The 13,593-nt window shown below is 62.8% G+C and carries 16 protein-coding genes; 5 read left to right on the forward strand and 11 right to left on the reverse strand.

All coding sequences use genetic code 11. From position 1 onward, the window contains the following. Positions 1 to 1,271 precede the first annotated feature (1,271 nt). Positions 1,272 to 1,898 (forward strand): HAD-IA family hydrolase, encoded by a 627-nt coding sequence (locus OXG30_10665; GenBank protein ID MCY4135355.1) that lies wholly within the window; start codon positions 1,272 to 1,274, stop codon positions 1,896 to 1,898. A 319-nt stretch (positions 1,899 to 2,217) separates the two neighbouring features. Next, positions 2,218 to 2,400: a hypothetical protein gene (locus OXG30_10670; GenBank protein ID MCY4135356.1), complete on the forward strand. Its 183-nt coding sequence runs from the start codon at positions 2,218 to 2,220 to the stop codon at positions 2,398 to 2,400. Between the two features lie 37 nt (positions 2,401 to 2,437). On the opposite strand, the gene yihA is transcribed toward OXG30_10670, so the two are convergent. The 11 genes from yihA to OXG30_10725 form a co-directional block, all read right to left on the reverse strand. Then, positions 2,438 to 3,034, reverse strand: a complete 597-nt coding sequence (gene yihA, locus OXG30_10675; protein ID MCY4135357.1) for a ribosome biogenesis GTP-binding protein YihA/YsxC — start codon at positions 3,032 to 3,034, stop codon at positions 2,438 to 2,440. A gap of 40 nt (positions 3,035 to 3,074) precedes the next feature. After that, on the reverse strand, positions 3,075 to 4,115 hold the full coding sequence (locus tag OXG30_10680; GenBank protein ID MCY4135358.1) for an XRE family transcriptional regulator: 1,041 nt from the start codon (positions 4,113 to 4,115) through the stop codon (positions 3,075 to 3,077). After that, entirely contained in the window at positions 4,112 to 4,696 is a 585-nt protein-coding gene (locus tag OXG30_10685) for a hypothetical protein (protein MCY4135359.1), read from the reverse strand. Before OXG30_10685 ends, OXG30_10680 begins: the two co-directional genes overlap by 4 nt. A gap of 97 nt (positions 4,697 to 4,793) precedes the next feature. Then, on the reverse strand, positions 4,794 to 6,098 hold the full coding sequence (locus OXG30_10690) for an acyl-CoA dehydrogenase family protein (GenBank protein ID MCY4135360.1): 1,305 nt from the start codon (positions 6,096 to 6,098) through the stop codon (positions 4,794 to 4,796). Positions 6,099 to 6,147: 49 nt separating this feature from the next. Continuing rightward, on the reverse strand, positions 6,148 to 7,326 hold the full coding sequence (locus OXG30_10695; protein ID MCY4135361.1) for an amidohydrolase family protein: 1,179 nt from the start codon (positions 7,324 to 7,326) through the stop codon (positions 6,148 to 6,150). An 89-nt stretch (positions 7,327 to 7,415) separates the two neighbouring features. Then, positions 7,416 to 8,447 carry an NADPH:quinone oxidoreductase family protein gene (locus OXG30_10700; GenBank protein MCY4135362.1) on the reverse strand — a complete coding sequence of 344 codons (1,032 nt, stop codon included), beginning with the start codon at positions 8,445 to 8,447 and terminating at the stop codon, positions 7,416 to 7,418. 33 nt (positions 8,448 to 8,480) lie between these two features. After that, positions 8,481 to 9,230, reverse strand: coding sequence for an ABC transporter permease (locus OXG30_10705; protein ID MCY4135363.1), 750 nt, complete (start codon positions 9,228 to 9,230; stop codon positions 8,481 to 8,483). A gap of 17 nt (positions 9,231 to 9,247) precedes the next feature. Continuing rightward, positions 9,248 to 10,222: an ABC transporter ATP-binding protein gene (locus tag OXG30_10710; GenBank protein MCY4135364.1), complete on the reverse strand. Its 975-nt coding sequence runs from the start codon at positions 10,220 to 10,222 to the stop codon at positions 9,248 to 9,250. Positions 10,223 to 10,330: 108 nt separating this feature from the next. Next, positions 10,331 to 10,636 (reverse strand): HigA family addiction module antitoxin, encoded by a 306-nt coding sequence (locus OXG30_10715; protein MCY4135365.1) that lies wholly within the window; start codon positions 10,634 to 10,636, stop codon positions 10,331 to 10,333. Next, entirely contained in the window at positions 10,636 to 10,926 is a 291-nt protein-coding gene (locus tag OXG30_10720; protein ID MCY4135366.1) for a type II toxin-antitoxin system RelE/ParE family toxin, read from the reverse strand. The genes OXG30_10715 and OXG30_10720 overlap by 1 nt, the downstream gene beginning before the upstream one ends. Before the next feature lie 202 nt (positions 10,927 to 11,128). Beyond that, entirely contained in the window at positions 11,129 to 11,260 is a 132-nt protein-coding gene (locus OXG30_10725) for a hypothetical protein (protein MCY4135367.1), read from the reverse strand. Positions 11,261 to 11,301: 41 nt separating this feature from the next. Here OXG30_10725 and OXG30_10730 point away from each other — a divergent pair, with 41 nt between their 5' ends. The 3 genes from OXG30_10730 to OXG30_10740 all read left to right on the forward strand — a co-directional run bounded on the left by OXG30_10730 (position 11,302) and on the right by OXG30_10740 (position 13,590). Beyond that, positions 11,302 to 12,252, forward strand: a complete 951-nt coding sequence (locus OXG30_10730) for an MFS transporter (GenBank protein MCY4135368.1) — start codon at positions 11,302 to 11,304, stop codon at positions 12,250 to 12,252. Positions 12,253 to 12,338: 86 nt separating this feature from the next. Further along, positions 12,339 to 12,749 (forward strand): NAD(P)H-dependent oxidoreductase, encoded by a 411-nt coding sequence (locus tag OXG30_10735; protein ID MCY4135369.1) that lies wholly within the window; start codon positions 12,339 to 12,341, stop codon positions 12,747 to 12,749. A gap of 76 nt (positions 12,750 to 12,825) precedes the next feature. Next, the gene (locus OXG30_10740; protein ID MCY4135370.1) at positions 12,826 to 13,590 is read left to right on the forward strand and encodes an SDR family NAD(P)-dependent oxidoreductase; all 765 of its coding nucleotides are present in this window, start codon (positions 12,826 to 12,828) and stop codon (positions 13,588 to 13,590) included. The last annotated feature ends 3 nt before the right edge of the window (positions 13,591 to 13,593 follow it).

Genomic DNA, 13,593 nt, shown 5'->3' on the forward strand with positions numbered 1-13,593 from the left:
CCCCCCCCCCCCCCCCCCCCCCCCCCCCCCCCCCCCCCCCCCCCCCCCCCCAGCTGATCATCGTCGACAACAGTGTGTCGAGGTGGACAGAGCTGCAGTACCTCCAGCAGTGGACCGAAATTGCTGAGTGTGGCACGTATATTCATTGACGGCCTTCGCCATGAGTCCTAAATGAGACGATGAGACCTGAAGACGACTATCTCCTGGCGGTCGGATGGGCGCACTATGCGTTCCTGTATCTGGAGTGGGAGGTCATTTATGTCCTCCATCGCATCACCGAAACGGAATTGGCGTCACTGACGGATGACTCACCCAGAGGTCTGTTTCGGAAACTGCAGAAACACTGGACCGACGATCCGGACTATCCGAATCTGGTGGAGCGATACAACGACACCGTGACGCGGCGTGAGCACTTGGCTCACTCTCATCCCGCGACCCTTTCTGACGGTATGCAGAGACTCCACAGGTACAACATTAAGCGAGACAAGGACAGGACTGTAATGTTTATCGAGACGGACTGGCTAAAGCAGCTTGCCGGAGACGCTATCGCCTTGAACTGCGAGTTCAACTCATTCCGTGTTACACGGCACTCTGACCAGACAGAGAGAACTGTCTAATATTGTCTGCAAGTCCCAACAACGGAGTCCGCTATCAGTTCTCGAATCCCTTTCGAGCTCGCTCTATAGCGTCATGCAGAAGCTTGCGCTCATCATCACTTGGCACTTTGCCAATCAAGAATCGACAGCCCTTTTGAGTTGCGTTGCTGTGTAATATAATTGAGGAATTTTCGAAGTCTTCGACTAGGTCTTGAACATCTTCGCTCTCTAACCACTTGGCCTCAACTTTACTTGGCTTTTTTGTGGAACAAAGGTGACGAAGTTCGACGCTTTACCTCTCTTTGACAGCCCGATATAGAATTTGTTGTAGTTGAGTGATACGTCTGGATCAACTTCTCTGGCAATATCAAACAGATGGTCCGTAATTCGCAGCGTGCTTGGACTAGCTTTATCCTCCCAGTAGGGGCGATCTGTTGCTATGCTGGCAGCTCAGGTTGATCGGAGAGACGTTCATGAAGCCAAACTTCATTGAACTCCGGATGGCTCTTCATGGAGATTTGTTTGAGCTGAACAAATTCGGATGCCATCGACGGGTCCTCTTGAAGTGCGAGTATGTGAAACTAGGGGTTCAACCTAGGGATGTCAACCGGCTGGATCTTGTGTAGGTTCGTCTGAGCGTTTCTGCTTTGAGACCCGTGAGGGTACTCTCGGGCGGTGGTTGAGGCGGTGTTGTTTGACATGGGCGGAGTGATCGTGTCGGGGCCGTGGGAGGGGTTTGCGGCCTATGAGCGGGAGAATGGGCTGCCGGAGGGGTTGATTCGGCGGATCAATTCGACTGATTCCGATAGCAATGCTTGGGCGCGGATGGAGCGGGGAGAGATCGGGCTGGAGGAGTTTGCCGTGGCGTTTGAGGGCGAGGCAGCGGCGATGGGTTATCAGGTGGATGGGATGGCGGTGCTGAACGGGCTAGGTGGAGAGCTGATTCCCAGCATGGCCGAGGCGGTTCGTCGGTGCTCGGAGCGGCTGAAGACGGGGCTCTTGACCAACAACTACGCGCCGATGGGGTCTTCAGAGCGGTCTGCGGAGCTGGCCGAGGTGCTGGGGCGGTTTGACGTGGTGATCGAGTCGTCGGTGGTGGGGGTGCGCAAACCCGATCCGGCTTTTTACGCCTTGGCCTGTAAGGCACTCAGCGTGGAGCCCTCGGGGTGCGTGTTTCTCGACGACTTGGGCGTGAACCTCAAGCCGGCTCGGGCCATGGGGATGACCACCATCAAGGTGATTGATCCCGACGAGGCGCTGGCCGAGTTGGAGGCCGCAGTGGGGTTCCCGATCAGAGGTTGAGCCGCAGGGCGTTGGCTAGTTCGGCCCGTAGCTCGGAGTTGCCTTGGCCCTTGGCTGACCAGAGGGAGGCCGTTTTGGCGTGGGTACCATGGCTGCCATGGCCTTCCGGGTCGAATGGACAGATGGCACTCTACGGATCGAACTCAGCAGATGGGATCGCATGGCCAACTTTCGACGAGCCGTTGAGATCGACCGCGCCCAATTGGCCAGTGCGGTTGTTGTCCCGCGTGGGGAACTCGAGACCAAGATCGATCACCGCCAGATCGGAATTGGGGCGCACTTCGGATGGCGATGGCCGGGCAGGCGTCGAGTGGGGACCATGCTCGGCCGGGCCGTGGTCGGAAAACAGTTCTGGGCTGTGGCCCGCAGCGGGCCGGAACTGCCTCTGCTAGTGCTGGACCTGATCGACCACGAATTCGTGAGGGTTGTGATCGATGCGAGCGATTCAGAAGCGATTGCTACATCGATCGGGTCGGACTCTTCGCCTGAACGGGATATCTGACCACAACGACGGCCAGGCGAATGCAGTCCGATGGTGGTCAGGGGTTGAGCCGCAGCGCAGCAGCCAATTCGGCCCGTAGTTCGGGGATGCCCTGGCCCTTGGCTGCGCTGGTCCACAGGACATCGCCGGGGGCGACGCCGAGACCTTGAGCCAGCTCGTTTCGGCGGGCACCGCGGCGGGAGGACTTCACCTTGTCGGCCTTGGTGGCCACCGGGCGCAGCGCCACATCGTGGTGGGTCAGCCACTCCACGGTCTGAAGATCCAACGGTGTGGGGCCGACCAGGCCATCGATCAGCAGCAGCACCTGTACCAGCGCGGGCCGGTCGATCAGGTAGCCGTCCATCATCTGCTGCCAGCGGTAGCGGTCGGACTTGGGGGCTTTGGCGAAGCCGTAGCCGGGGAGGTCCACCAGCCAGCGACCGGGCTCACCCTCCAGTTCAAAGATGTTGAGTAGCCGGGTGGCCCCTGGCGCCTTGGAGGTACGGGCCAAGCCCTTGCGGTTGGCCACTGCGTTCAGAAGCGACGACTTGCCCACATTCGACCGGCCCACCAGCGCTACCTCGCAGCGCGACTCAGGCAGTTGGTTGGCATCGCTGGCCGACCGTAAAAAGCTCAGGGCCAGCGGCTTGGACATCCCTAAAGGCTACCGGCCCCTTTGGCGCGCCTTTGCGGCCTTAAACGAGTCGAAGATGAGCCGCGTCAGAAAGGAAGGGGTTATCTGGATTATCAGGAGAGAAGCCGCAAATGATGGCGGCTTCGCTGTCGGTGAGGCCACGAGCGATCAGGGCTTGGCCAATCTCCGCGGCGAGACGGGGCTTTTCTGGTGGCAATTCATCGCTGACGGGTTCGTGGGTGCGCCAACCCAACTTGCTGAATTTCTTGTAGAAGCTGGTGCGCTGTGTAGCACTGATTGTCTCGAGGCGATACGCGCGTTCGATGAGTGCCTGCATCGATACTCCCCAATGCCTTTTGAGATCGTGCAGCTTGCCAGTGGTGAGGTTGCGGAGTTGGGGGCGGATGGTGTCGGCGGGCATCAGGAATTCGGCAGCGAAGGCCGAGGCGTCGGCTTCTACATCGTCGGGTACCCCATGGCTGTGCAGGCAGAGGTGGCCCAACTCGTGAGCCAGAGTGAGGCGTCGGCGGTCGGTGGGCGGTGTCGAGTTCAGCATGATGACGGGCTGGCTGTCGCTCCACTGTGAGAGGCCGTCGACGCGAGAGGTACCGAAGTCGGCGACAATGATGAGACAACCAGCGGCTTCCATCCACCCTGTGAGATCGCGTACTGGTCCGCTGGGCATGCGCCACTGCATTCGCAGCAGGCGGGCGGCGGTGTCGGGCTCGTACTCGAATGGATCAAACCAGGGGACGGTCAGTTCCACATGAAGCTCCACTTCGTCGAATAGCCGCTGGGCGTGGAGGCGGTAGAGGTTCAGCTGGGCTTCTAGACGACGCCATGCTGTGGCTTTCGCCGTTGCCCGGCGACGCATGTGAGCACCGACAGCTAGTGCCCCCTGCATGCGGTCAGCTTGGTCCAGAAAGTCGGGGGTAAGGCCAAGGGCCGAAGCGATGTCACCCAGAACACCCTCTGTCGGCTCTCGCAGATTGTGTTCGTAGCGGGACAGGGCGGCTTGGGTAATCCCAAGCTGCCCTGCCAGGGCGACTTGGGTCAAACCGCGGGCTCGGCGAGCCGTGGCGATGGCCTCTCCCAGGCTCATTGCTGGATTGTCCCAGACCTCCCACCGGCGTCTGGGAGGCCGAATTGTGGCTGCGGTGGCACCGACGGGCCTGTGATTGGCACCGCGGGCGCGCCTTGTGATGGTTCGGGAAGCTCGACCATCCAGACCATGTTGCCCACGCCATCACGATAGGAGAGGACCGCGGAGCCGATCTCACGGGCTTCTGGCACCCAGCGATACCCTGCGATCAGTCGGACCTCGGTTCTGCCGTCTAGTTGCAGCTCCAGTGACAGCTGCTCGAAGAACGCATTGGCCGCCGCGGTGGGGTAAGAGGCAACGCGGCCATGAGAGTCGTGGCGTTTGATGCGCAGCCGGTAGGTGTCGTCAACCAGGATTTCCCGAGTTGGCCCGCTGTCGACGAACTGGACTGTGTCCGAATCCTCCAGATTGGCGGTCAGGTGGGTCCACAATCGGTCATGAATCCAGTTGGCCAAGCCGCGTTCGCTCGCGTCGGCCACGAATTCAGGAAACGTCGAGCGATAGTCGTTCAAGTCGTTCCGGGCTTTGAAAACGGCAGCACCCAAGGATTCGACGATCTTGTCGCCGAGCGCCTCTAGCACCTCTTGGGGATTTGGATGCGATTTCATACCGGAAAATATACCATCATCGAAACTTTGAGTCGTGTACCTCGGAAAATGACTCAGAGACGACCAGTCGCTAGCTGTTCATCACCTCGATGTCGAGGTGGTCGGCGAAGCGCTCGAGGGCGGCGGCTCGGCGGGTGGGGATGTGCTCGGTGGGAAAACCGTCCACCGCGGCGTATTCCTTGAGAGTGCGGCGGGCGATGGACACCTTGTGCACCTCGTCGGCCCCGTCCACCAGGCGGGAGGCCCGGGCGTTGCGGTACATCTCCTCCAGGGGCATGTCGGCTGAGTAGCCCAGGGCGCCGTGGACCTGGATGGAGCGGTCGATGGCGTTGAACAGCATCTTGGTGCCGTACACCTTGATCATGGCGATTTCGGTGCGCGACGCGGAGGAGCCGTGCTTGTCCATGTGCCAGGCGGCGTGCAGGCACAGCAGCCGGGCCGAGGCGATATCAATGCGGGTCTCGGCGATGAAGTCCTGCACCATCTGCTTTTCGGCCAACAGGCTGCCGTGGGCGAATCGGGACAGAGCCCGCTCGCACATCATGTCCAGCGCCCGCTGCGACTGGCCGATCCAGCGCATGGCGTGGTGGATGCGCCCAGGGCCGAGGCGCTTTTGGGCCAGCACGAACCCGTCGCCGGGCTCGCCGATCAAGTTCTCGGCCGGCACCCGCACGTCGTTGTAGATCACCTCGGAGTGGCCCAGGGGATGGCGGGCGAACTGGCCAGGGTAGGGGTGGTGCATGTTGGGCACGTCCCGCACGATCTCCAAACCGGGGGTGTCGGTGGGCACCACGATCATGGACGACCCCTGATACGGGTGGACATCGGGGTTGGTCACCACCATGGCGATCAGGAAGTCGGCCCCTGAGCCGCCCGAGGTGAACCACTTGTGGCCGTTGATCACCCAGGTGTCGCCGTCGCGCACCGCATTGGTCTCCAACAAGGTGGGGTCGGACCCGGCGGTGTCGGGCTCGGTCATCGAAAAACCCGAACGCAGCTCGCCGGCCAACAGCGGCTCCATCCACTTTTTCTTCTGCTCCTCGTTGCCGCCGATGGCCAATAGTTCGGCGTTGCCGGAGTCGGGGGCGTTGTTGCCGAATATGGCCGGTGCGATTGACGACCGGCCCAATATCTCGTGCATCAACCCCAGCTTCACCTGGCCGAAGCCCTGGCCCCCCAGCTCCGGGTCGAGGTGGCAGGCCCACAGTCCCCGGTCCTTGACTTGCTGCTTCAGCGGCGCGGTCAATGTCTTCCACTGCTCGTCGGTCACCTCCAGCTCGATGGTCTCCAGCGGCAGGATGTGCTCGTCGAGGAACGCCCGGGTCCAGTCAAGCTGCTCTTGGAACTCGGGCTCGGTTTCAAAATCCCAGGCCATACAAGGCCCCTTTCAATCAGGTGGTGAACTCGGAGGGCGGTGGTCTGGGCTAGACGGCCAGCCGCGACAGGCCAGCGCCGTTGTCGCACATGATGCGGCGTATGTCGTCGTCGCTGAACCCGTTGAGGTCGTCCACAAACGACACCGGGTTGGCCAGTCCTTCGGCGTGGGGGAAGTCGGAGCCGAACAGCATGTGATCGGTGCCGATCAGCCCGGCCAGTTCGTGCAGGTCGTCCTCGTAATAGGGCGACACCCACACCTGGTTGCGGAAGGTCTCCACCGGGTCTTCCTCGAAGGCGTGGCGGTGCTGGCCGTAGGTCTTGGCCAGCTTCTGGATGAGGGGCCGTACCCAGTACGAGCCGGTTTCGATGGTGGCCACCCGCAGGTTGGGGAACCGCACCAGCACCCCGTCGGCCAGAAGCGAGGCCATGGTGTCGCTGATCGGGGAGTGCGACAGCAGGCTCTGGAGCGGGTTGTAGCGGAAGGCTTCGGTCTCGGTGCCCAGCCCCCAGCGATGGTTCATGAACGAGTAGCCGGAGTCGCCGGAGTGGAAGGCCACGCACACGCCGTGGTCGTTGAGGAACTGCCACACCGGGTCGTGGGCGGGATGGCCCAGAGAGCGGTAGTTGCCGTGGCCGTCGGGCACCGAGGTGGCCCGGAAGTTCACCAGCCGCAGGCCCCGGCCGATGGCCCATTCCAGTTCGCCCAGTGCCCAGTCCACGTCAACCAGGCTCAGGTACAGGGCGGTGAAAAGGCGCTCTTGGTAGGAGAAGCCCCAGTCGTCGTCCAGCCAGCGGTTGAACGCCCCGAACGCGGCGGTGATGGCGTCGATGTCGTCTTCCAGGCAGGCCTCCATGCCCACGCCCAGGGTGGGGAACAAAAAGCAGCCGCCCAGCCCTTGGGAGTCCATCAGTGCCAAGCGCTCATCGCGGTTGCGGTAAGCGGGGCTGATGGGGTCGAGCTCGCCGAAGGCCTCCCGCATGTCGCTGGCCGAGGTCTTGGCCCGGAAATACTCATCGAGGATGCCGGGTTTGGCCACCGGGTCGAACGTGGGATTGGGAATGAACCGGTTGATCCGCCCGCCCACGATCAGCCGCTGCTTGCCCCCGATGTCGGCCCACTGCATGCAGCGCTTGGCCATCTTGGGGTCGATGTGGCGGGTGAAGGCGTCGGTGGCCTCGTAGTAGTGGTTGTCGGCGTCGAAGGCGAGATATCCGAGCTCGGTCATGGCTCTATTTTGGCTTGTTTGCTCGGCAATCGACCACAGCAGGGAGTGTTGATCAGTAGACCGCCCGCGGGACTACAAACGGGCTTGGATCAGCAGACCACCACGATGCGCCCAGTGGTGAGGCGGTCCTCCATCTGCTCCAGGGCGATGGGCAGCTGCTCGAAGGCCACGGTGCCGCCCACCAGCGGGGCGATCCGGCCCTCGGCTAGCCGGCCGCAGAGCTCCTCGTGGATCCGGTCGCCCAGCGATCGGGGGTTGATATTGAACCCCGCCATCCCGCCATAGACCGCCGGATTGCTGTTATAAGCCAAGAGCACCCCGCCGATCGAGACCTGGGAGAAGCACAGCAGCCGCGGGCGAAGGCCAGCGGCATCCTCGGCTTCGATCTTGCTGGCGAAGCCGATGATCATCAGCCGACCGCCCCGGGTCATGCACCGCAGCGAGGTCTCGGTCACGTCGCCCCCCACGCCATCGAACACCAGGTCGACTCCGGCTCCGCCGGTGATGTCCCGCACCTCGGTGGCGAAGTCCCCCTCCCGGTAGTTGACCGCGGCTTCGGCCCCCAGAGAGCGCACCAGCTCGCACTTGGCCTCGCTGCCCGCAGTGCCGATCACCCGGGCCCCGGCGTCAACAGCGAGCTGCACCGCGGCCGAGCCCACCCCGCCGGCCGCGGCGTGGATCAGCACCCACTCCCCGGGTTGGACCTGACCCCGCTCGTGCAAACCCAGCCAGGCCAAATGGAACGGAAAGAAGAAGGCGGCCGCCTCGGTGTCGTCCAGCGATTCGGGGGCGTCGAACACCATGTCGGGTTGGGCGATCACCTTGTCGGCGTAGCCCCCGAAGGCACTCTCGGCCGTGGCGTGTACTCGGCGTCCGAGCCATTCCTCGGCCCCCTCTCCAGCGGCATCCACCGTGCCCAGTACTTCCATGCCCAGGGTGTAGGGGAGGTCGGGGTTCACGGTGCGGTAACGCCCGTGGCAGCCGTCGATCTCGTTGAAGTTCAGCACCGTCCGAGTGGGCGCCACCCGGATCTTGCCCGGCTCCGGCACCGGCTCGTCGATTTCGTCCAGCCGCAGCGCCTCCGACGGCCTCCCATATTGATGAACTCGCCACGCTCGCACGGCCGCGAAGCCTAGCGGTGCGGCCTGAACGATCTAATTGCGCGACGGGACCCAGCTGAATGTCCGCATGGCAATGGCGATGGCACCGATGCCCCAGATGGCCAGCACCAATGAGGCCCCGAGGGGCACACCGTCGGCCGTCGGGTCGTAGGCCGCGACAAGGAGCTCGACGAGGGCTTGGACGGGGAAGAGGGAAACCAGGGTCTCCAGCCAGCCGGGGATGTTGATGCTGGGATCGAAAACACCGGAGACCAATGCCAGGGGGAGGTAGGTGGCATGGGTGATGGGACCGGCAGCATCGGCATGGGAGATGGCCGAACTGAGGGCGAGTCCGAGGGCGGCAAAACAGATGATGCCGAGAACGAGTCCGAGCGCGAGAGCAAGCACACCTTCGGTTCGGGGGGAGACGTCGAAGGCGACGAATCCCAGAAGGATGGTGGCGGCGCTGGCCAACAGGGTGGTGGCCAAGGTGCTGAGGAGTTGCGCGGTGAGATACGCCCGCGGATCGAGTGGCGTGGTTCGAATCCTCTTCAAGACCCCATCGGCCCTGAGAACAGCCAGGCGAGATGCCAGGTTGGCGTAGGCGGAAACCATCACCGCGAAGGCGACCACTCCGGGCACCACCAAGTCAATGGCGTTGATGTCGGTCCGGTCGCCAATCTCGTCCCCTGAGTTGACGGCCCCGAGTAGGGCCAGCAACAAGAGCGGCAGCAGGAAGGTGAAGAAGGCATAGTCGGGGTTCCGCCAGAAGGCCCGCTGTTCGAGCTTGGCCTGGCGACCCATTCGGACAAGGATCGACATCATTGCGATCTCGAATCTGTCGGGAGCGATTGCCTGCCGACCAGCGAGAGGTAGGCCTGCTCAAGGCTCGGAGGCTGAACTCGGAGACTGGCAAATGCCCGCTGCGACGCGTGATCGTCGAGCAATTCGAGTCGACGAGTGAGGGCGCGGACATTGTCGATCTGGCCGTCCACAGACTCGTCGGCTGTTTTGAGCCCGGGGAACTCGCGAGCAAGCTCCTCAGCGACTTCGGCCGACGCCTGGAACGAGACCGTCACCCCCAAATTGGCCAGATGAGCCAGTTCCTGGGTGCTGCCGATCGCTCCGGCCGCGCCGTCCAAGAGCACTGCAATTCGGTCACCAAGGCGTTCGGCCTCGTCTAGATAGTGGGTGGTCAGCAGTATGGTCTTGCCTAGTTCTCGCAGACTGGCGATGGCTTCCCAACAGCGCGCCCTCGCCTCTGGGTCGAAGCCCGTGGTCGGCTCGTCAAGGAAGATGACTGCCGGGTCGCCGGCGACCGCCAGTGCGAAATCGAGTCGGCGACGCTGCCCTCCGGAGAGTTTTCGTATCAACTTCGCCTCGTCGTTACGAAGGCCGACGAGGTCGAGAATGTCGTCGTAAGGCAGCGGATCGTCGTAGTAAGACCGCCAGGTGTTGATCATCTCTCCCACCCGAAAGAATTTCGGGAATCCGCTCTCTTGGAGCACAACCCCAACGCGTGGCCGGAGAACTTCACCAGATGCGAGCGGGTCGCACCCGAGGACTTGGACCGATCCGGAATCGGGTTCGAGGAATCCCTCGAGGATCTCCATGGTGGTGGTCTTGCCCGCGCCGTTCGGTCCAAGCAGGCAGAAGATCTCACTCCGCTCGATAGAAAACGAGAGCTCCCGCAAGACCGACTGGTCGTCAAACGATTTCGAAACGCGGTCGACCTCGACCACTGTCGTTACGGCCGCTCTCCAAACGCGGCCGTGTTGCCGCTCGGAGCTGACCATGCATGCACGGTTCTTGACACTAGGTCAGCGGAAATAGCGCTGGTCACCCCGAGGGTGTGAGTCTGCCCTCGCGGTGGGCATCCGGCTCGCCGATCTTCATCTGCACGGCTACACGGGCTCGTATCGTTTGACATCGACCTCGTCAGCTCGGGCTCGCATCATTGCCGCGTCGTACCAGGCCTGCATCCGCAGGAGCATCTCCATGCTTGCATCGAAGGCTTTCTCAAGACGGAGTGCCATTTCTGCTGATAGGGCGGCATTGCCGTTCAACAAATCGGACAGGGTTGCTCGGCGGACCCCCAAGATCTCGGCCGCTTTCGAAACGCTCAGACTGAGTTCCTCGATGATCTCAGTGCGAACGAAATCGCCCGGATGCGATGGGGTCATGTTGATTTCGATTTCGTGAGCTGCCATTAGTGGTAGTCCTCCAAGTTCAAACGGTTGATGTGGCCAGCCTCTTCTTCAAAGGTAATCCGCCAGTTGCTCGACACTGAGACGCTCCAATGCTGGCTGCGGTCCCCTGAGAGCCGGTGAACTCGCCAGCCGCGAGGAGCACTTGCCACGAAGTCGTCCATGTTGTTCGCCAGGACCAAGGCGGTAAGAACCTTGCGCACTCGATCGGTCAGGTCGTAGGGAAGGTACTTGGGGTTGTCGTTGTTGAGCAGTTGATGTAGTCCGCGATGGCGGACCGAGCGGACCTTCACCCATCAAGTGTACGGTATCACCGTTCCGTTTGCTATCGACGAGAAGTTACCCAACACCCACTGGGCGGTAGGGTCGCTGGGTGGCTGATCGATCGGGGTTTCGGGCTTCGACTCGGGCCCTGCGGTTGCGCAACTTCCGGTTGTTCTGGTTTGGGGCCTTGGTGTCCAACACCGGGACGTGGATGCAGATTCTGGTGCTGGCCTATGTGATCGACGAAATCACCGACCGAGGGGCGTGGGTCGGGCTGGTGGCGATCACCCAGATGGTGATGACGGTTTTCACCAATTTGTGGGCCGGGCCGCTGGCCGACCGGGTGCCCCGCCGCAGCATCATCCTGATGACCCAGAGCCTTCTGTGCGTCGGCGCCTTTGGGTTTGCCGCCCTGTGGGGGGGCGGGAGTGCGCTCGCCGGTCATCTACATGCTGCTGGCTTGGGGCTACGGGATCCTCAACGGATTCATGCTGCCCGCCTGGCAGGCCTTCATCGCCGAACTGGTGCCCAAAGAGCTGCTCTTGAACGCGGTGACCCTCAACTCCACCCAGTTCCAGGCCACCCGGGCAGTAGGGCCAGCCTTGGGCGGCGTGCTGTTGGGATTCTTCGGACCGGGCTGGGTGTTCTTCGCCAATGGGGTCTCCTTTTTCGCGGTGCTGTTTACCGTGGTGCTGATCCAGGTGCCCCGCCTGTTGCCCGACGACCCGCCCCCCATCAGGGTGTTCACCGATCTGCGCGAGGTGGTGGGCTACTGGAGAACCCAGCCAGGCATCCAAAGGGCATTCAAGACGGTGCTCATCACCGCTACTTGTGCCCAGCCCATCATTTTCCTAATCGTGGTGTTCGCCGAAGAAGAGTTCAACACCAGCGGTTGGCAGCTGGGCCTGCTGGCCGCCGGCACCGGCATCGGATCGATCATCTTCTTCCCCCTGGTGGCCGGGAGAGGTCAGTTCACCGCCCGGTCCCGACTGCTGGGTATTGGGCTGAGCATCTACGGCCTGGCGTTGGCCGGATTCGGTCTGGCCCCGTGGTACGCCATGGCCATCGTATTCTTACTAATCCTCGGCGGCTGCCACCTCGCCACCGCGTCGACGCTGAACACCGTCATCCAGCTCCAGGTGGAGGAGTCCATGCGGGGTCGGGTCATCGCCTTGTACCTGATGGTGATCAACGTGGCCATCGGCGTGGGCACCATGATCCAAGGGGCGCTGTACGACTGGATCGGCCCCCGACTAACGGTGTCGATCAGCGCGGCCACCATCGTGGTCCTGGCCGCCTGGCTGGTGAGCACCCGCCGATTCGCCTCCATGGACGTGGGCACCGCGGCCACCTAATCCACAAGCACTCGGGGCGGGGGAGTACCGTCGGATGCGTGCGCGTGCTGGTGGTATCCCACTCCAAGACCGGGGGCACGAAAGCCATGACCGAGGCGGCGGTGGCCGGGGCAGGCCATCCCGACATCGACGGCGTGGAGGTGCTACAAGTGGCTGCCCTCGAGGCCACCCCCGACGATGTGATGGCCGCTGACGGCTACCTGCTGGGCACCCCGGAGAACTTCGGCTACATGAGCGGCGCCCTCAAGCACTTCTTCGACACTGTGTACTACGACTGCCTGGACCACACCCGAGGCCGGCCCTACGGGTTGTTCGTGCGGGCCGGCAACGACGGAACCGGGGCAGTGCGGGCGGTTGAGCCCCTGGTCACCGGGCTGGGTTGGAAGGCGGTGGCCCCACCGGTTGTAGCCACAGGCGAGCTGACCGACGGCCACCTGGATGCCTGCCGGGAATTGGGCATGACCTTGGCCGCCGGATTGGAGCTGGGGATCTACTGAGTTTGTCTGCCCCATCAGTCACGAGGCGTCCAGCCGGTATGGGAGTCAGCCAGGGTGCAGTCCATAAGATCGGACCATGAGCAGTTTGTTCGACTTGACGGGGAAAGTGGCGGTGGTCACCGGGGGAACCAAGGGCATCGGCCGGTCAATCGCCAAGGGCTTTGCCATGGCCGGCGCCGAGGTGGTGATCACCGGGCGGCGCCAGGAGGGCTGCGACGAGGCCGCCGCCGAATTGAACGATGAACTCGGCGGCCAGTCGGTGCGGGGCATTGCCTGTCACATGGGGGAGTGGGACCAAATCGATGCCCTGGTCGACCGGGTCTACGACGAGTTGGGTCGACTCGACGTGCTGGTCAACAACGCTGGCATCAACCCCGCACCGGTCACGGTGGCTGAGTGCACCGAGGCCTACTTCGACAAGGTGTACGCGGTGAACGTGAAGGGGCCGATCCGCTTGGCCGGGCTGGTGGCCCCCCGCATGGGGGAGGCCGGCGGCGGGTCGATCATCAACGTGACCACCATGGGGGCCTACGGCGGTGGCCCCGGTGTGGGGATCTACACCTCCAGCAAGGCCGCGTTGCACAACCTCACCCGGGCCATGGCTGGGGAGTGGGCTGGGCTGAATGTGCGGGTCAACTCCTTGGTGCCGGGGCCGTTCATGTCGGAGATGATGAAGGGGTCGATGCGATTCGACCCCGAATTCCCCGAACGATCGGGGAAGGCCACCATGATGAAGCGGGTGGCTGACTGCGACGAGATCATCGGTTTGGCCCTGTTCCTGGCCTCCGACGCGGCCTCATACGTCACCGGCCACGATTACAAGATCGCTGGCGGCATGTGAGCA

Source organism: bacterium (assembly GCA_026708015.1).
Lineage (GTDB): Bacteria > Actinomycetota > Acidimicrobiia > Acidimicrobiales > Bin134 > Poriferisocius.

Coding starts and splice junctions, on each gene's coding strand:
- OXG30_10715 (MCY4135365.1), bottom strand. CDS start 10,636: ATGGCAGCTCACGAAATCGAAATCAACATGACCCCATCGCATCCGGGC.
- OXG30_10740 (MCY4135370.1), top strand. CDS start 12,826: ATGAGCAGTTTGTTCGACTTGACGGGGAAAGTGGCGGTGGTCACCGGG.
- OXG30_10710 (MCY4135364.1), bottom strand. CDS start 10,222: ATGGTCAGCTCCGAGCGGCAACACGGCCGCGTTTGGAGAGCGGCCGTA.
- OXG30_10680 (MCY4135358.1), bottom strand. CDS start 4,115: ATGAGCCTGGGAGAGGCCATCGCCACGGCTCGCCGAGCCCGCGGTTTG.
- OXG30_10735 (MCY4135369.1), top strand. CDS start 12,339: ATGACCGAGGCGGCGGTGGCCGGGGCAGGCCATCCCGACATCGACGGC.
- OXG30_10690 (MCY4135360.1), bottom strand. CDS start 6,098: ATGGCCTGGGATTTTGAAACCGAGCCCGAGTTCCAAGAGCAGCTTGAC.
- OXG30_10725 (MCY4135367.1), bottom strand. CDS start 11,260: ATGATGCTGCGGCGGGGCACCCGGTCGGCCAGCGGCCCGGCCCACAAA.
- OXG30_10670 (MCY4135356.1), top strand. CDS start 2,218: ATGCTCGGCCGGGCCGTGGTCGGAAAACAGTTCTGGGCTGTGGCCCGC.
- yihA (MCY4135357.1), bottom strand. CDS start 3,034: ATGTCCAAGCCGCTGGCCCTGAGCTTTTTACGGTCGGCCAGCGATGCC.
- OXG30_10705 (MCY4135363.1), bottom strand. CDS start 9,230: ATGGGTCGCCAGGCCAAGCTCGAACAGCGGGCCTTCTGGCGGAACCCC.
- OXG30_10695 (MCY4135361.1), bottom strand. CDS start 7,326: ATGACCGAGCTCGGATATCTCGCCTTCGACGCCGACAACCACTACTAC.